Genomic DNA, 18307 nt, shown 5'->3' with positions numbered 1-18307 from the left:
GTTGCCAAAGCTGACGACAAGATAGACTCAGACAAGCAATCTCAAAACTCCACAATTGTGGAGAAAACCAACTCAGGCGAACCATCTCGTACTGCCGAAGTTTCCGACAAAATAGACTCCGATAAAAAAGCTCCAATTCCTTCAACTTCCGAAACAAAAAACTCAGAAAAACAGCTTCCACTTGCCGAAGCTAGCACCCTGATAGACTCAGACAAACAATCCCCAACAGTCGATGCAATACAGACCGAAAAACCCAGTTCAAATTCTCAAGAACCGCTGACAACACAGCCCCCAACAGCCCCATTAATTCCAGCCGCATCTAACCCTGTTTTACCTGACACTAATATCAACCCAGAAGTCAACTCAACCGATTCCACAAACCCAGTACAAACTGCCAGTCAAGCTTTAACTGACAAACAGAATGATTCAGAAAAAGTTGACCCATTAAAAACCGAACCTGCTGCAATACCAAAAACAGCAGCCAGTGAAAATGCAGCGGTGACGACAGCGACAGCAGCAGTTCAAACCCCAGAAAAATCTCCGAACAATACTGACTCAATTTCAGAAAATAAACAGCCACTTCAAACAGAATCTATTGTCAATCAATCAGCAGATGCTGAATCAATAAAAACCGACCAAACTGCAACTGCAAGCATTTCTAAACCCCCCGCAGAAACAGAGTCAGTTATCGCTCCCATTGCGTCACAATCTCCTGCCAAAACAGACTCGCTTGTCTCTAATGTTGGCGAACAATCACCAAAAGAAACCAACTCCAATGTTTCTAGCGCCGCCGAACAATTGCCAACAAAAAACAAGTCGATTATTACCGCAGAAATCAATTCTGGTACGGTGGTTCTGGACATCCCTGTCGCTCAAATAACAGGAGAACTTGAAACCGAACAACTGCCCACAAAAAACGAGTCAATTATTGCCGTACCCGAAGCGGATGATACGGTTGAACATAATATCCCTGTCGCTGAAATAACAGCAGAATTAGAAACCGAACAATTCCCAACAAAAACAGATTCGCTAGCTCCCGCAGAATTCACTGCTGGTACAATAAAACTGGATATTACTGTTGCCTTCATAGCAAAACTTGAAACAGATCAAACCCCAGCTATTACTGTTAATTCTCTCGAATCAGACTCGCTAATTTCCAACTCGAATCAACACATACAAACCGATAATAATTCAATACCAGCACTATTCTCAACTCCATCAGAGACAGCAGCAGTTACGACACAGATAACTGAAGCCGAAGTCGAAACAACCGTTGCACCCTCAACTCTTAAATCCCCACCCGAACCGACTTCAAACAATTATAATAGCAATTCAAATCCAATAGAAACTGTCGCTGTTCTACCTGCGGATTCTGATACTGAAATTGCGCCGGAATCCGCAGAGATAACCAGCGGTTTGCTAGCGTCAGTAACCGAAAAATCTGCTCTCTTCTCAGACAATATTGCAGACACTCAACCCAATTCCACACAGAGTACCGGCAACTTCCAAACCAATACCAATCCCCCAAGAAATTTATCAATAACAACAACAGCCAATTTACCAATCCCCGGTACTTTCCTTGTAGATAACCAAGGAAAAGTCAGATTCGACTATGTATTTGACGGCGGCGGCTACGAAGGCGAACTCGGCATTTTCAGCCTGGCTGGAATGTCCGCATTTATACCCGGAACTCCAGAATTCATTGCCGAAGCATCCCGTAGAGTTTTAAGCAATTCCACCGACGGACACATTGTAATTAGCGACAGCATAGAAGGAGCAAAATTCACCGGTGCGATGCCGTTCGACGGAGACTGGGACAGCGGCGAATATCAGGGTATCAAAACTTTCAACATGACTCCAGGCGACACCTTTGCCGTCATGTTAGTCCCCAACGGTACAGTGCAGTCATCGCTCCAATCCTCATATTCGGGAAATTGGTTCCCCGAAAACCGCCCCTTATTCAGTATCGCCACAGCCAATCCCAACGATACATCTTACGTGTTGCAGGTCGCCGATGTAACAGGTACGGGGAACACTTTTGCCCTCGAAGATATGTCAGCCGCTAACTCTGACGGCGACTACAATGACCTAATCTTCACAGTGCTTGGGGCAACAGGAAACGCACCGCTGCTGGATTCCGTTATCAACCCTGACAGAGAATGGCGCAATACAGCTTTAGGACAACAATTGCTCGCCGAAGCCAATCCCCCGAATTCTGACAACAATCCGCCCGTTGTTTCGCCGACAAACGCTCGGACTTACACAGAATTAGAGACAACTATTTCCTTAGAAAATCTTGCCACAGATGCAGAGGGCGACCCCCTAACAATTAGCGTCCAGGGTCCAGTAAACGGCACAGTAATTTTCAATCCCTTAACGAACAAAGCATCCTTTAAACCAGCACCCGGTTTCTCTGGAATTGCCAGCTTTGATTTCCTTGCCAGCGACGCTTTTGGGAGTTCAACTCCCGCGCGGGTGACAGTCAACGTCAGCGATGTTCCGCTGCTGAATCTAGATTTTGTGAAGCGAAATCCCCGACTGGATGCAGGAGAAAATACGGAATTAGTTGTGCTGGGAGATTTTGCCGACCAAAAAGGTGTAGTGCTGCCAGATTCTTATCTAACTTACACTTCAATAAATCCAGAAGTAGCACCCATTGACGCGACCGGGAAAGTGACGGGTTTGGTCAACGGCACTTCGATTTTGAGCGCGAGTCGCAACAACCTGCAAGCAGTAACAGCGGTGCGAGTAGGAAAATTGCCAGCCCCCACCAACGATGCAGAATTCACTGGAGCACTAGCCGAGATTAACGGTTTGAATGTCTATCCCAAAGCAGTCACCATGACAGCCGGAATGGGACGCTCGCTTTTAGTAGGAATTGAAAATATCATCCAATCCCCCGATTTGAAATTCGGCTCAGTAGGAACTCGCTATTTCCCCGGAAACTCCAACTTATTGCAAGTGAATTCAGACGGCATTATTACTGCAATAGAAGAAGGAGTTACTAACGTCACCGTCATTCACGGAGCAGCCGAAGAAGTCGTACCAGTAAGAGTCTCCCTGCCTGCCGCCGCCGGAACAATTTTAGGAGTAAATGGCGGTGCAGTTTCTGGCAGTGACGGTTCAATTGTGATGGTACCGCCCGGTGCTCTTGCCGAAAATACAGCTATTAGTTTGACATCTCTAACCAGCAACGATCTATCGCTACAACTTCCAGACGGTTTGCAGTTTGCCGGAGGCTTCAATTTAGACTTAGGCGATCAAGCCCTGAAATTGCCCGCTCAATTAGCAATTCCAGCCCCCGCCGGCTTATCTCCCGGTACCGAAATTTTATTCATGCGAAAAGGTTCGCTGCCGGATGCTAACAATATCCAAAACCCTACTTGGCTGATTCAAGAATCCGGAGTAGTCGATGCTTCGGGTACCATCCGAACCAATTCCCCACCATTACCTGGTGTTTTAGATAGTGGCGAATGGGCGATGTTTGCATTTCCAACTCTGGGGTTTTTACAAGCTCCAGTTCCCACACTGGAACAGTTATTCACTATCGCAAATGTAGATGCTACCCTTAAAACTTCTAAAGCCCTCAGCCTCTCAACTAATTTCGGTCTCCAAAGCACCTTTTTAGGAGCCAATGCCGGCTTAATCGGTATCGCCGCCGCCACCGGAGCTCAATTCGCCGCGACAATCTTACTCCTTGCTTACTTAGCTAAATACCTGCAATCTGGATTGAAAGTCATCGCCATTCCACAAGTCGGTTTACCTGTAGTCACTCCTGCGGGTGTCGAACTCGATCCAGAAGGGATTCCCAGCGTCACAGCGACTCTAAATATACCGACATTATTCCCAGCAGACCCCTTCGCACCTCCAGTGCTTCAATCCGCTGAATTTAAGTTGGAAAATGGATCCCCAACCGTCGTCCTGACAGGCAGCAATTTCCTGAATAACTCCAATGATTTGGGCGGTGAATTTGAGGATTTAACTGTCAGCTTCCGCGTCGGCGACAAAACTTATCCCGGCATTTCGATACCGGATAAAAACACAGATTTAGGAGAAAATCGCTACAAAATTGCTGTCAAAATTCCGATTACCGTACCTGTCGGTGAATCCAGCATTGTAGTATCGAGGAAGCAGAAAAAGCGCTTCGGGCCGGGTACTGGAGATTACGAGATTGTCGAACTAGAAAGTGAAGAAAATATCCGCCTCGCCCCTACCTGCGTTGAATTGGCGCTGGTGACCGAACGCACGGGCGACAAAATCAACGTTATTAACCTCAAAGACCCTTTATCAACTGTTGAAACCCAGACCAGCGATAAATTGGCGGTTGCTTTTAACATTCCTGTGGGTAATCCCAATATCCCATCAGACCGACCGGAGTCGATCGCGCCTACCAACAATGCTACCCGCGGCTACGTGACTCTGCGCGACACCGGCCGCGTGTCTGTGGTGGATTTGATAGCCCTGCGAGAGATAGACACTACTCCTGAAACGGCGACTGTAGATGCGATTAGCTTGCCCTCTGGAGCCAGACCGCAAGCTATTGTTATCGACCCCAAAGACAATTATGCTTACATTGCCGACCAAAATCGCCCCAACATCTACGTTCTCGACATCAATCCGAATTCGGCAACTTATCATACCGTTGTTCAGACAATTAACGTCTCATCGCCGCTGGGATTGAGCCAGTTGGCTATCAGCAGCGACGGGCGGCGACTGTTTGCCACAGGTTCCGACAATAACGAACAAACACCTAACCGCCGCATTTACGCTGTCAACATTGACCCCGCCGACAAACCGAAGGCTGAGGGTTCTAACGATCGCAAGTGGCAGCAGCAGATTGGAGTAATTCCCACCGCATCAGAGACAGAGGGCATAGCTGCTACTCCCGACCCCAAGAAAATGGTGTTCACCAACGGATTTGCTAGTGTCCTCACCATAAGTAATGGGGAGCAGATCAAGCTTCAGAATGACGGCCAGGGCTTTGGGGTACTCGAAATTGAGTCTGATGACCCCCTCAACTTTAGTGCTAAAGTCAGCTACGCTCCTCTGTCGCTGGGCCTAGCTAATGACTATTTTGATGTCAACGAGGCAGTGGCTGTAACAGTAACGCCAGACGGGAAATATGCGTTTGTTGCCGGCCGCAACTCTAGGGCAAATATAGGTACGCGCGAGGGTGGAAATATAGGCATTATCAAAGACCCGCTGGGACCCAATCCTCAATTGGTGGCTGCGACTCGACCGATTCCCGACAGCTTAACTAACAACCTAGCGCTTTCGAGCGACGGCAAATATTTGATTGCTTCCTATCCCACCACAAATTTGGGAGGAAGTTCCTACGTTTTCGATGTTCAGGAAATGATTAAGGCTATAGAGAATCCCGGCAATTACAAGCTTGACGCACGAGACAGGGGAGTGGGTACCGTTGGTTTCGCGACTGACACTGAGCGAAATGCGACCCAAGCCGACTTCGCCCGCGTGCCCATTGACGATATCAACCCTCTTGTCAGTATTGCGGCCGACTACGAAATTACGGGGGGAAATTGGATTAATAACTTTGAGTTTAGCGTCCCGGATGGCACGAAACGCGCTCCCATTGGTATCGGCGGAAATCCTAAAGGTTTGGCAATAGCTTCTGTTAAAAATTGGCTGGAATTAAAGGGACCGATTGGTAATAGCGAGAATGATAGCAATCCTTTAACTCCTACTTTTGAGTGGGATATTAAAGGCAAAAATGAGGAATGCGGTCTTCCTAATTTAGACCCAGATAAAGACATTCATGAAGTCAATCTTTATGTCAGCGTATTTCCCAAAGAGGAAGGATTATTACCGGGGGATAGGTGGCCTGGGTTAGAGGCTCTAACATCGGCACAAGACTACAATCCCAATCGTATCCTGACTGCTAAGTGGAGTAAAGATACTGGTAATTGGACTTGGAACGGCGTCAGTAAGCCTGGTAACTTTGAGGAGTTTACTCTTCCTCCCAGTCTCATGTTAACAGCCGGCCAGAAATACTACTGGGCTGTGGAAGCTTTGGGAGAAAATGGAAAACAGCTAGGTACAGGTCAACCCGTAACAGGTGAGTTTAAAACTCTTCTGCCCACGGTAAAAAATAGCAATACTTTCAGCAGCGTCACTGTTTTAACGCGGGGTTTAGAGCCTGGCGAACCGGAACACAGCCAACTGATTGACAACCAACTTAATGGAGTTGCTAAACACATTTATGAAGAAGGAGGTGCCGTTCAGAAATATAACTCTGCAACTGGGAAGTGGCAGTCAGTTGCCCCCGAAGGAAACGATTGGATATTTAGTAACGCCGTTCGGTCTCCTCAATATGGCAAGCCATTAGTGCTGCTAGCTAATTGGGTGGATGAAATTCAACCTCACAAACTTTACAATTCGGGTTTTGCTGAGGCAGCCGCAGATGTTTTATTTGCCTCAATGGTACAACTCGATTTGGAGGAGGGCGGTTCTATCGGAAAGGAGGGTAAACTTTATGATAGTACGGGCAAGTTAATCCGCAATCAAGGAGCTGTTTTCAACTCGCCGCTACATTTTGTTGGTTTCGGTCAGGGGGCTGTTGTTAATAGTGAAATTGTACAGCGTTTGGGTACGTTTTTACCTGATGCCGGAGGTACGAATAGCGCAAATCGCGACCTTCAGATGACGACTATTGACCCTTACGATTACGATGATAATTCTTTTTCTGGACCTTTCCTTAATATTCAAGATCCGGAAATTAAGGTTTGGAATAATGTCACTTATGCTGACAATTACTACCAAACTAATGGTATTGGGAATACAATTAACGGGCGGGAACTTTCGGGAACGAACTGGAAATCTGATTGGAATGTTTCACTCAATAATCTGGCTGGTTTTACGCCGGATGATGGGGAAGGTGCTTCCCATCGGGCTGCTTTGGCTTGGTATGCGGGGACTGCTAATCTCAATGAAAGTCAGTTTCCTTCGGAGAATGGCGAAACAATTTACCGTCGCTTGGGTGATTTGGAGCAAAATAATATTGCTGATGTTACTAAGACTTGGTACACTCCTGAGCACACTAATGCTAGTTTTACTCAGGGCGATACTAAAGCTCCTTGGGAAGGAATTGGTACGGGTTGGTTCGACTCTGTTTTGGGGGGAGGTTCTCAATTACGGCCTTATTTTGATGGTGGGAAGAAGACTAAAAATGAGTTGGGTGACTTTGAGGATTATTTGAAGAAGAATCGGGTTTCGGTTTACGAGGATAATACCTACACAGATAGGATGCGGGGTGATTATGCAGTTCCTACTTTGTTTAATGGGAATTTTGATGCTGTAGCTGGCAGAAAAAGCGCTCAAACTATCCCAGGTTGGTCTTTATTTAATGGTTCCTCTGAAGATGTTTTACAATCCCACTTAGTAGATTGGTATACCATCGGAGAGGAAGTTGCAAAGAATAGAGCCAACACACCCGGCTTAAAAGACTTAATAGGTAGCGGTTACTTAGATGCCATAAGCTACGATGTGGCTCGACCTAATTTTGCCCTGAGAATGGGAGTAGGTGGGACAAAGAAAATCGTACATAACTACTTTGTGATGCCAGAATGGGGAGATTTGCGATTTAACCTCCACGCGCCGTTTCAGAACCGTGGTGGAAAACTTAAGGTCTGGCTGGAAACTACACCAAAGACAGACTCGCAAGGGCAACCAATTATTGGTACTGGCAGTCACCTTCTCAAAGAGATAAATCTCTCAGCAGATCCAGAAAATAAACTAGAGACATATGCAAGCGATATTGACAAAATTGGTTTTGGCAGAGGAGGGTTTGAAACTTTCCATGTAGATAGCAGTAAGCTAGATCAGTTTCGAGGTCAGAGCGCTAAATTGAGGTTTGAAGTTGAGGGAGATACCAGAGTTTATTTAGATGATGTTTTCTTTAAGAGTAGTCACCTTGAATTTGGCAATCCATCAGAAGCTAGGTACAGTCCTGAAGAACCAAACAATAATCCCTATCGCGAAAACTTGTTACTGGAAAAACCGCAGTACACAGCATCTTACAATCGCACGACAAAAACTCCCAACTGGGTAAGCTGGCAGGTAAATAAATCATGGATTGGCGGACAACGCCAAGCTGACGATTTCATCGCCGATCCTACATTACCTAATGGCTGGCCTCAAATTAGTGGTAGCAATTATGAAAATAATAACGGGTTAAGTCTGGGATTTAACAAAGGACATATAATCCCTTCAGGAGATCGGACAAGATATCCCAAAGACAACATAGCCACTTTTTTAGGAACCAACTTAATCCCGCAAAACGCTGACAATAATCTGTTTTTTAGCGCTCCTAATAATCCCGCCGAAGCCTCTGCGTGGTACAATATAGAACAGTTAGTAACAGGTTTAGCTGAAAGTAGTAAACAAGTTTACGTTGTTGCGGGTACCTATGGCACAAATTGGGAACCACAGAAAAAGAGTAACGCTCTCCCCAACGATTCTAGGTATCAAGGGCTTACCAATTCTGAGGCTTTTCGGCAACAAGGAATTAACATTCCTACCTGGACATGGAAAACAAATCTAGTTTTAGAGCATCCTAGCCAAGGGGTGCCTGATGTTAATCGCAATACCAAAATTTACACATTTCTTACACCTAACAGAGCCGAACCATCAGCGCTAGACTGGGCTAATGCTGGGGAGCAAGGAATAGTCCACCCGTTTTATGAAATTGGAGAGCGGTTGCAATTAAATCGAGTTTTATCTCCCATTAAAAATGTGACTGAATGGCGAGACCCCAACACTTGGTTAGTTAGTCTTGAAGAACTGGAAAACTTGCTTAAAGGTAAAAATATTAAGCTGTTTTCAAATATTCCTGGAGATATTCGAGATTCTCTCAAGCAAAATATAAACTTGCCACGTCCATGATTTATAGAAATCAAATTGATGGCAAATAGAACCCTACCTTTTCCAATTAGAAGCATATTCACTAGGACCAATGATAACTTCTCCGTTGGGCAAGGTAGTGTTACGAAAGAATGCAGATTCCGTGAACAGAAGCTCAGCCCCACTCAGGTTAGCTTCTGTAAAATCTACACCATACATTTCTGCATATAAGTTGGCATCTTTCAAATTGGTATAGCTTAAATTTGCTCCTCTCAAGTTAGCAATACACAGATTAGCACCGCTCAAATTTGCCCCCCTAAAATTAACTCTCTTCAAGCAGGACTCTTGAAAATTGACACCGCTTAAGTTAGCATTAGCAAAGTGGGCACTCGGCATAATAATGTTAGGCAAATCCACACCTCTAAGATCGGCCCGATACAAGACTATGCCCTCAAACCTTCTTTCTCCAGCAGCGTAGCGCCGTAGCAATTCTTGAGTTTCAAGAACTCTAACTGGATCGCTTTTATAGCTGCCATCCGGCATAATAGTATGACAAAACAACGCAGATTCTGTATCAATATTCTGCCATTGAGCCGAGACAAAATTGGTGCCAGTTAGGTTCGTCTCAGCCAGGCTAACATTGTTTAAGTTAGTATTCTCCAAATTAGCACCGCTCAGGTCAGCATACTTCAATTGAGCATTAGTCAGATTAGCCTTGCTAAAATTTGCCTCCACTAAGCAAGTGCTCCTCAAATTAGCATTTTCTAGATTAGTGTCACTTAAATTAGCACCGCTCAGGTCGCACCCCTGGAAAATACTTGAGTGCAAATCAGAGCCACTTAAATCGATATCGATCAGGTATTCACCTTGGACAACAATTCCTTCTAAATTCATTCCAGAAAAGTCTCTCCATCCATCTTTGTACAAATTGACAACCTCCGGACCTTCCATCTCTGGGTGATGTTCGTAGAGGGATAGAAGCGGCATAAATTTTTCGGTTTCTTCTTCCCCTTCGAGATATTCTTCGCTATTCATCACTTTTTTTAAGATAAAATATTTACATATTAATAATAGCAGAGCGTGAGCCAGACAAGACTACATCCCAATCGTATCCTGGTGGATGAAATTCAACCTCACAAACTTTATAATTCTGGTTTTAATGTTTCACTTAATAATCTGGCTGGTTTTAAGCCGGATGACGGGGCTGGTGCTTCCCATCGGGCTGCTTTGGCTTGGTATGCGGGGACTGCTAATCTCAATGAAAGTCAGTTTCCTTCGGAGAATGGCGAAACAATTTACCGTCGCTTGGGTGATTTGGCTGAAAATAATATTGCTGATGCTACTAAGACTTGGTACACTCCTGACCACACTAATGCTAGTTTTACTCAGGGCGATACTAAAGCTCCTTGGGAAGGAATTGGTACGGGTTGGTTCAACTCTGTTTTAGGGGGAGGTTCTGAGGTAAGACCTTATTTTGATGGTGGGAAGAATAGTAAAAGTGAGTTGGGTGACTTTGAGGAGTATTTGAAGAATAATCGGGTTTCGGTTTACGAGGATAATACCCCAATACCTGCAATGCGGGGTGATTTTGCAGTTCCTACGCTCTTTAATGGCAATTTTGATGCAATTTTTTACCCGAATAGCATTCAAAATATTCCGGGCTGGTACAGCAATAGAACTGATAACAAACTCAAGCAAAGCGCCCTAATTGATGTAGCAGGTATTCCTGGAGCTACTCCGCCCTCAAATGGCATTCCCAACTATGCTCTACTCCTGGGAGCTGGGAACCCAACCCAAGCCACCCATGACTCGTTTGTTGTACCCGATTGGGGTAATTTGCGGTTTGATGTTTTTGCTCCTGTTCAAAGCGGACAACTGAATGTAAAGCTTGAAACGATCGACGGTCAAAGTAAAGATGTAACCGTCAATCTTGCAGAAGATGCAAACTTTTTGATTGACAGTACCAACAATCAAATTCAGAATACTAAGGATATCTACTCTGATATCGAAAATAAGATTGGGTTTGGGAGAAAAGGATTTGAAACCTTCCAACTTAAGTTAAACCTCACTGATTCAGAAATCGCAGAGTTTCGAGGGAAGCCAGCGAAAATAACCTTTTCTTTAGACGGTGGCGATTCCGTTTACATAGATAATGTTTTCTTCAAGGGGTATAGCCGAGATACGCGCAAAATAGGACATGACGTAAAGTTTTGTAAATATAAGACAAAATGACTTGAAGTAGCAAAGCCTGAAATGTTTAGCAGTAAAAGATGGACGCTTTTTGGGTCTGTACGGAGGCAGAGTATTGGTTATACTCTGCCTTCTCAAACTTGGTTGAATAGTCAGCTAATTTAGGATGCTTTTGTGCTTGCAAGCTTCCTCGAAAGCAAAGTCGCGACTTATTTGTTACGTTTCTTAATATCACGTCCTCTGAATGCAGGTATCTCGGCTTTACCCCGGCAAGTGCGATCGCACTTGCCAAAACCAAAATCCCTCAATTACTCGAAAGTTGAGGGATTTTTCTTGGCTCAAAACATCCCATCCAGTAAGTCGGTAACGGCCCCTTGGTCGCGGCTGCGATTATCGTCGTACACCATCAGGGTATTCAAATTCCTGTGCCTGCTGAGTTTCTGAACCTTCCGCACATCCCCGTCTGTTGCATCCAGTGCCGCTGTGATGGCTGAGTGCCGGATTCGGTGGGGACTCATTTGTTTTTTGATACCAGCCTTTTCGCTATAACGGACAACCATCTTGCAGATACCGTCGCCGCTAAGTCTGTGTCCACTGTGGGCGGAGTCAAGTGCTATAAAAAGCGGGCTATCGGGCGAGCAACTTCCCCTTGCTTCCAACCAATCGGCGATCGCCCGAACAGTCGCCACGCCCAAGTCCACTACTTCCGACTGAGTGCCGCGTCCCTTGCCAAGAATTCGCAAAGTCTTACCGACCGGGTCAAAGTCACAAACACTCAACTGACTGATTTCGTTTCGCCGCAAAGCATTACCCCACAGCAAACGCAGCAAAGCATAGTCTCTCTTGCCAGCTTTCGTTGCCAGATCGCACCCGCTCAAAATTCGCTCAAAAGTGGCTCTATCAACGCCCGTTGTATCTCGGTAGCCGACAATTTTCTCCCCTTTGATGTCCCCTAAAGTATAGTGACACACGCCGAGCTTGCGACCCATTTCCACCAACGATTTAACAGCCGCCAGCCGCCGATTGACCGTGGCCTCCTTGAGTCCCTTGTCGATCAGCTTAGCTTTGTACTTCAAAACCACCGAAACTGCTTGCCGTTCCTCAAGGTGCAAAAACTCCAAAACGTTATCAGGCAAGGCGGGCATCCCCGTCATAGTTACCAAAAAGTCATTTACGTCCCTCTCGTAGGCGCGGCGAGTATTTTCGGAGCGCTTGTCGGCGAGTAATTGTTTGAGCACGTCAGGATCGGTATCTAGAGTATCGAAATATCTTTCAATTTTGGCATCGAGGGAAGCTTCCAGGCGGGCGATCGAAATTTCTGCTTTCATGATTTTTTGTTATTGATAATGATAGTTTACGATGGCATGGGGGTAAAGGTTGCGTCTCAGTCCGGGGGCTGTGGTGTTTAAACGGCTAGGAGTTTTAGTTTCCCAAGTTTTGCCTGCATCTGTCGCTTGATTTTCGGCCTCTTTGACTTAGCAAAGGAATCGTTTCGTCGGCTTTCGGATTTAACTGTCGTGCCAGAACTGTCGCATGATATTGAAAATGCCCGCTGATAATTTTGTACCCGCTACTGTCGCGCACCAGCACGCCTGGGAATTATGAAGCCACCGATCGCCAGACTTAACTCGCCCGCTATGGAGAGTTCGTTCTCATCTTCATTGTGGGCTGGCACATCTGATGTGATGCGCTTGACCGAGACTAACGAGAGCATCAATTTCTTGGCGGAGACTGGTTAATAGCGGTTGTTGCCTGAAATCGGAACAGTCGAAACTTTCTTAACTGGCACTGGTTGCACGCCTGCAAGCCCATTATCACTTCGATTCGGTGGCTGCTCGTCGTTTGTCCCGATTGCAACTGGTGCGGCTGTTTCCGTTTTAGTGGCTGCGAGTGCGATTGTTTCTGTGGCGATTGGATATTCTTCGGTTGCGTCGGTGTGGGCGATCGGCGCTTCAACTTCGGCGGCAACAGGTTCAGGAGTTTGTTCGGCTTCAGCTTTTGCGAGCGCTTCAAAACAAGACACTGTGGCTTCCCAATGTCCCCTTTTTACATCAGAGGCTGTCTGACTTACAGAGCAACAGTAGCGATTCCCATCAATATGGCGGGCAAAAGGGCCGTCAGCACAGGTGAAGGTAGCGGGGGCGGAATCGTCGATCGATCGTCGTGGCTGTGGCAGTGTTAAGTTCATGTCAGTCCTTCTCTTGGGGCTAAATTCCACCGGCCCTCGGCGTCCAAACTTCGGGCCGGTGGTTGTTTTTGTACTAAATAACTACTAGCACTTTGCCTAGTTAATGTCTAGCAATTTAGCGAGTATTTGTGTCTAGTATTTCTCTGAGTCAATGCTAGTATTTCTGTCTAGCTTATGTACTAGATACCGCTAGCGAACCCTCCCATCGCTGGGGGCGGGCAACTGTTAGCTAGCGTCCCGGAGATCGGACTCTGTGACGATTGCCTTTAACCTCGCTGCGATTGCTGCTCGCGTCCCTTTTGTGTCGGTTCCCGGAGCCGATGCCAGCTTGCGGATTGATTGGATCGAAAGTTTATTAAGCCGTCCCTCGATGTCCGGCGTTGTTGGCGCGATCGGCCGGCGCCGTGCTAGGGTAGTTGGCGCGGTAGCGTCGGTGTGGCGATCGGTTCTGGGGCGGTCGGAGTTTTTTCGGGCACTGGTTTTGTTTGTACTAGATAAATACTAGCACTATGCCTAGTAGACATTTAGTAATTAAGCTAGTTTTTGTATCTAGTATTTCTAATGAGTTTATGCTAAAATTTTGTCTAGCTAATCTACTAGATACCGCTAGCGATGGGAGGGTTCGATAGGGGTCAGGCAACTGTTGCTGATAGTCTTGGATCTCGCGCTTGCTTGGCTTGTAGGGCTGCGATTTGGGCATTCGCGGCGTCGATTTTTGAGGCGATTTGAACGAACTTGTTGGCTAACAGAGTCATTGTTCTTCGTCCTTTGGTTGTGTGTGCTGATTGTGAAGCGTATGTAGCGAGCGGTTTGTGTCGTTTCCGTTTCGCTATAACAAATACTAGCATGATGTCTAGTATACGTGAGGGCAGAGACACTAGACAAAAAGCTCGATTAAGATGCTAGATAAAAAGCTATTTGTGTACTAGCATAACGTCTAGTATATATTGATAGTTTACGCGAACACTAAGGTCAAAAGCAACCCCATCCTTTGCAGATGGGGTCAAGTATCTGGCAAATTTCAGCATTCCAGGTTGAGCCAGCACCGCCGACTGATTTTCACTTTCAAGCACTAGAGCCGGTATCGTCTCGCCGGCGTGCAGGGTTGAATTTTCGTGCCAGAACTGCGGCGTGAGGCTTGAAAGTGGCCAGAGATGACTTTGTACCCATCGCCATCTCGCCGTAACACCGGGGGAATTACGAAGCCACCAAGAGCCAAACTCAACTCCCCTGCGATTTCTAATTCGTTCGCGTCAAAGTTGCAGGCCGGGATATCGGACGTGATGCGCTTGACCGAAACCAGCAAGAGCATTAGTTTTTTGGCTGGCGGAACCTGGAAGAGCGTCCGTTATCTCCCCGGTTCGGCGGTTCATCGCCGTTGTTGGTTCCGGTGGCTGTAGTTGGTGTTGCCGTTACTACGGGAGCAGTAACGGGGATGGCTGGTGCTGGTGCGGGTGTCGTTGGTGCGGTTGCGGGTTTTTTCGGTTGTGTCGATTGCGTCGGCTTGGGAAAAGGCGCTGCTGTTTCGGCGGCAACAGGTTCAAGAGTTTTCGTGGCTTCTGCTTTGACAGCTTCGTAGCAGGATGTCCGCGCTTCCCAGTGACACCTGACAACATCGGCGGCTGTCTCCGACACTTGGCAGACGTAGCGGTTATCCTCAATCAGGCGGGCAAAGGGACAGACGCTCGCAAGTCAGCGTGGCGGCTGTGGGGCGGTCGATCGTCGGTGTGGCAGATTGTGTTACGTTCATGATTAGATCCTTTGGGATTTAGCCACCGCTTTAGGCGTCAGAAACTTTGGGCGGTGGTTTTGTTTGTACTAGACATATACTAGCGTTTTACCAACACCAACTAATGTCTAGCGTTTTACCAACTAATATCTAGCGTTTTACCAACTAATATCTAGTATATTTGTCTAGTTTGTATTTAGTATATTTGTCTATCTTGTATCTAGTACATTTGTCTAGTTTGTATCTAGTACATTTGTCTAGTTTGTATCTAGTACATTTGTCTAGTTTGTATCTAGTATATTTGTCTAGCGATGGGATGGTGCGCTAGCGGTTGGGCAACTGTTAGCCAGCGGCCCGGATATCAGACTCTGTGACGATCGATCGCCTTTAACCTCGCTGCTATGCTTGCCCGCGTTCCTTTTGTGTCGGCTCCCGGAGCCGATGCCAGGCGAGCGAATCGACTGGATCGAAAGTTTATTAAGCAGTCCCTCGATGTCCGCCCCTGGTATTGGTGTCGCGACTGTCGGCTTGCGAAAAGGCGCTTCCGTGGTAGCAGCAGCCTCAACGTCAATTGCCGGGTCAATCTCAAGCTCTGCCGAAGTTTCCGGCGCAATTCGGTGCGGTAGGTTCCGGCTCGATCGGCTCAGTCGCTTTTGCGAAGGCCGGGGAGAGAATGCCGATCGCCGAGGAGTTGAATTTGCTCTCGTTAGCCGCTTGGAAAACTTCCACCTGAGACGGATCGACGTGATGCAACATCATCAGCGCCGTGTCTACCTGCTTGAGCGCCGACTGGCAAGCTTGTTCGACTGATAGTAGTTGCTCCTGGTGTTCTTGCAGTTCGCTCAATTTTGCCAGTCGGCGCGGTGATTTGAGCGTTTGTGGTGTCGAGCGCGCTCTGCAATTTGAGCGAACTTGGCGGCTAGTAAGTTAATCATGGTTTCTACGTGTGGTGTGAAGTGTGTATGTAGCGCGGGTTGTGTCGGTTCCCGTTTCGCTATATTTATATACTAGCAATTTGTCTAGCAAGTGTTAGGAATTAATGTCTAGTATTTGTGAGGGATTAGAGCTAGTATATTTGTCTACCTTATATCTAGACAAAAAGGCTAATACACTGCTAGACTGTAGCTAGTTACCGCTAGACATTACTAGGAAAAGACTATGGCAGATAAAGAACGCCTTCAACTGAACCTGCGACTAGACGGACGGCAGGATTTGCTAGACACCATCAAAATCATGGCTAAAAAGGAAGGATTGAGCCTCAATGCTTGGGTTGTGGCGACGCTAGCCGAAAAAGTGGGCATGGAACCCGCTAAACCCACACCAACCAAGGATTTAGAATCAGCAATCACCTCTGTACTAGACAAGTTGCTAGCAGACAAACTAGCCAACATCAAGTCAGAGCTGAGGGCGGAATTGGGGGAGTCCGCAGCCGCTCGCGATCGCAACCAAGACGAATCGCTCAGGCTAGAACTAGCACAAACCAAGCGGCAGTATATGGAATTGCTCGAAAATTCGGCCGCTACTATTGGCAATCTCAAGAAGGAATTAGAGGAAGTGCGATCGCAACTGGCAGCAGTCCAGGCCGATCGGGATGAACTAGCCCAACTCAAGAAAGAAGTTAAGGAAGCTGCGGCAGAGATTCACCTGGAGGAACGGTCGATCGAGACTCAGAAACTCCGCTGGCAACGTGAACTTTCTGATGCCAAGTCTGAGCTAGCCGACGCTAAAGCAACCATTCTCAAGCAAGGGGACAAGATGCGGGAATTGGAGCGGGGATACAATTTCAAGCCTAACCCCGCAGAGTCCGCCTTGAGGCTGGAAATAGGCAACTTGCAAGCTGAGCTAGAAGCTTACAAAAAACAGCAGCCAGCCACTGCCAGCGAACTACCAGAGCCAGCCGACTTGCTCAACCAGTTAAAGGGGCGGCGTAAGAAATCTAAGGCAGAGTTAGCAGATGTTGCGGAAATTTTAGAAATCTTGGGAGGTAGCGATGATGAATAAACAGTTTGAGCAATGGATGGATGCAGAGAAAGCAAAGCTGGCTGAGTGCCTGCGAGGGTGCGGGCGACTGAATGAAGAAATACCCGATATGCCGGGGATAAGTGACGCAGACAGTTTGTGTGAGCAATTCTATGATTCGATTGGCCAGCCTATAAATGTGTGGGTTGCTGGCTTTCCCAAGGATGGCATCGACTGGGAAGCGGTGGAGAAAGACCTAAAGGCTTTTGCGGATGAAGTTTGGGCACAGTGGATGCAGCGCAAGAAAGCACAAGATAAGGCGGATGCAATTGCGGCAGGGCGGATGTAAAGAGAATTTTAGAAATCTTGGAGGAGAGATGGAACTTGAGGAATACGAGAAAAGATTGACCGAGCTTGAGCTAGGGAACTTGCCAGACTTCAGCCCAAAAATGGCCCAAGTCCAAGCTGAGTATTTATCTGAGCAAGCCGTCCCCGACGCGGAAACCGCTATCCGACTAATCCGGGAAGCTCAACAGCGCGGGGAATTACCCGAACTAGATATGGTTTCCGTCCCGGAGACGGACTGGGAATGTGAATTTCTGGAACTCAAAGACAACGGACGGCCAGACCAAGGGACATGGCGCTGCCGAAATGACAATTTTGTGATTGATGTGGCGGCTGAGGATGGCGAAGTAAATTTGATATCTGTTTAAAGGGAAAAGGAGAAAAAATGAACGAGCAGCCACAGCCTCGCCCCTATGATGCCGTACTCGGAGGCACGAGTTATGAAACGCCGCAATATCCCTACCTCAACCCAAACGATTTTGATGCGAAGAAATTGGGGGGGCTGGTCAGTGAGAAACGGGGAAGACGTGGCTACAAGGATATTAAAAAAGAGATTGGAGTACCTCTTGTAGCTGTCTATAGAGCGGAAACAGCTCACATCGAAAATCGACCGATGCCAGCTTGTATCCACTTTGAGGATTTTTTGGCTATTTGCAAGTGGCTAGGGGTGTCGCCTGCTGAATTGGTTCTCACCCCTGCTTTACAAAAGATTCTAGCCGCTTGCGGAGGCCCTAGCCCTCGCCCCACAGACGCTGTACTTGGTAGGGGTGACAGGGGAAATTTGTAAAGTTCGTATAAAACTGAGCAATGCGGACAATATCTGTGATATGCAGCGAGAAATTCCAACAGCCGATCGCCCAACAAAAAACCCCGGCGCAAGGTCGGGGACACTTAATGAAGGGTAATTAATAATTGGTAATTGGCAACGGGGGTCGCCCATACCCGCAGTATAGCGGCTCTGAAATTTGGGCGATCGGTACAATAGGCTTGTCGTTATGCAGCGGCGACACAATCCCAAACAAAAAGCCCCCGGAGAT

At 47.0% G+C, this 18307-nt stretch carries 13 protein-coding genes and 1 pseudogene; 7 read left to right on the top strand and 7 right to left on the bottom strand.

The features are described 5' to 3' along the window. Positions 1-57: 57 nt before the first annotated feature. Positions 58-8901, top strand: a pseudogene (locus IQ263_RS17420) (DNA/RNA non-specific endonuclease); the annotation flags it as partial. A 33-nt stretch (positions 8902-8934) separates the two neighbouring features. On the opposite strand, the gene IQ263_RS17415 reads toward IQ263_RS17420, so the two are convergent. Continuing rightward, the gene (locus IQ263_RS17415; protein ID WP_015179873.1) at positions 8935-9894 is read right to left on the bottom strand and encodes a pentapeptide repeat-containing protein; all 960 of its coding nucleotides are present in this window, start codon (positions 9892-9894) and stop codon (positions 8935-8937) included. 45 nt (positions 9895-9939) lie between these two features. Between IQ263_RS17415 and IQ263_RS17410 the strand changes: the two genes are divergently transcribed. After that, positions 9940-11091, top strand: a complete 1152-nt coding sequence (locus tag IQ263_RS17410) for a hypothetical protein (RefSeq protein ID WP_194068732.1) — start codon at positions 9940-9942, stop codon at positions 11089-11091. Between the two features lie 296 nt (positions 11092-11387). Here the strand turns inward: IQ263_RS17410 and IQ263_RS17405 are convergent, their stop codons facing one another. From IQ263_RS17405 to IQ263_RS17395, 3 genes are all read right to left on the bottom strand, one after another. After that, positions 11388-12377, bottom strand: a complete 990-nt coding sequence (locus tag IQ263_RS17405) for a tyrosine-type recombinase/integrase (RefSeq protein ID WP_194068730.1) — start codon at positions 12375-12377, stop codon at positions 11388-11390. A gap of 242 nt (positions 12378-12619) precedes the next feature. Then, complete coding sequence (locus IQ263_RS17400; RefSeq protein WP_194011907.1) at positions 12620-12763, bottom strand: hypothetical protein; 144 nt, start codon at positions 12761-12763, stop codon at positions 12620-12622. Positions 12764-12784: 21 nt separating this feature from the next. Then, positions 12785-13237: a hypothetical protein gene (locus IQ263_RS17395; RefSeq protein ID WP_194011908.1), complete on the bottom strand. Its 453-nt coding sequence runs from the start codon at positions 13235-13237 to the stop codon at positions 12785-12787. Between the two features lie 253 nt (positions 13238-13490). On the opposite strand from IQ263_RS17395, the gene IQ263_RS17390 reads away from it, so the two are divergent. Further along, positions 13491-13742, top strand: coding sequence for a hypothetical protein (locus IQ263_RS17390; protein WP_194068728.1), 252 nt, complete (start codon positions 13491-13493; stop codon positions 13740-13742). Positions 13743-13869: 127 nt separating this feature from the next. Here IQ263_RS17390 and IQ263_RS29400 read toward each other — a convergent pair whose 3' ends face one another. The 3 genes from IQ263_RS29400 to IQ263_RS17380 all read right to left on the bottom strand — a co-directional run bounded on the left by IQ263_RS29400 (position 13870) and on the right by IQ263_RS17380 (position 15812). Then, on the bottom strand, positions 13870-13992 hold the full coding sequence (locus IQ263_RS29400; protein WP_255515897.1) for a hypothetical protein: 123 nt from the start codon (positions 13990-13992) through the stop codon (positions 13870-13872). Between the two features lie 556 nt (positions 13993-14548). Then, positions 14549-14872, bottom strand: coding sequence for a hypothetical protein (locus tag IQ263_RS17385; protein ID WP_194068726.1), 324 nt, complete (start codon positions 14870-14872; stop codon positions 14549-14551). Positions 14873-15551: 679 nt separating this feature from the next. After that, complete coding sequence (locus tag IQ263_RS17380; protein ID WP_194011910.1) at positions 15552-15812, bottom strand: hypothetical protein; 261 nt, start codon at positions 15810-15812, stop codon at positions 15552-15554. 312 nt (positions 15813-16124) lie between these two features. Here IQ263_RS17380 and IQ263_RS17375 point away from each other — a divergent pair, with 312 nt between their 5' ends. The 4 genes from IQ263_RS17375 to IQ263_RS17360 are packed head-to-tail and all read left to right on the top strand — an operon-like array spanning position 16125 to position 18057. Then, the gene (locus IQ263_RS17375) at positions 16125-16967 is read left to right on the top strand and encodes a hypothetical protein (protein ID WP_194068723.1); all 843 of its coding nucleotides are present in this window, start codon (positions 16125-16127) and stop codon (positions 16965-16967) included. Beyond that, positions 16957-17274 (top strand): hypothetical protein, encoded by a 318-nt coding sequence (locus IQ263_RS17370; RefSeq protein ID WP_194068721.1) that lies wholly within the window; start codon positions 16957-16959, stop codon positions 17272-17274. Before IQ263_RS17375 ends, IQ263_RS17370 begins: the two co-directional genes overlap by 11 nt. 28 nt (positions 17275-17302) lie before the next feature. After that, positions 17303-17638 carry a hypothetical protein gene (locus IQ263_RS17365; RefSeq protein ID WP_228050131.1) on the top strand — a complete coding sequence of 112 codons (336 nt, stop codon included), beginning with the start codon at positions 17303-17305 and terminating at the stop codon, positions 17636-17638. A gap of 17 nt (positions 17639-17655) precedes the next feature. Then, positions 17656-18057, top strand: a complete 402-nt coding sequence (locus IQ263_RS17360) for a hypothetical protein (RefSeq protein WP_194068717.1) — start codon at positions 17656-17658, stop codon at positions 18055-18057. Positions 18058-18307: the final 250 nt, after the last annotated feature.

Source organism: Tychonema sp. LEGE 06208, assembly GCF_015207505.1.
Lineage (GTDB): Bacteria > Cyanobacteriota > Cyanobacteriia > Cyanobacteriales > Microcoleaceae > Microcoleus.
Note: the sequence above shows the minus strand (reverse complement) of the source record. Positions and strands in the feature narration are given on the sequence as shown.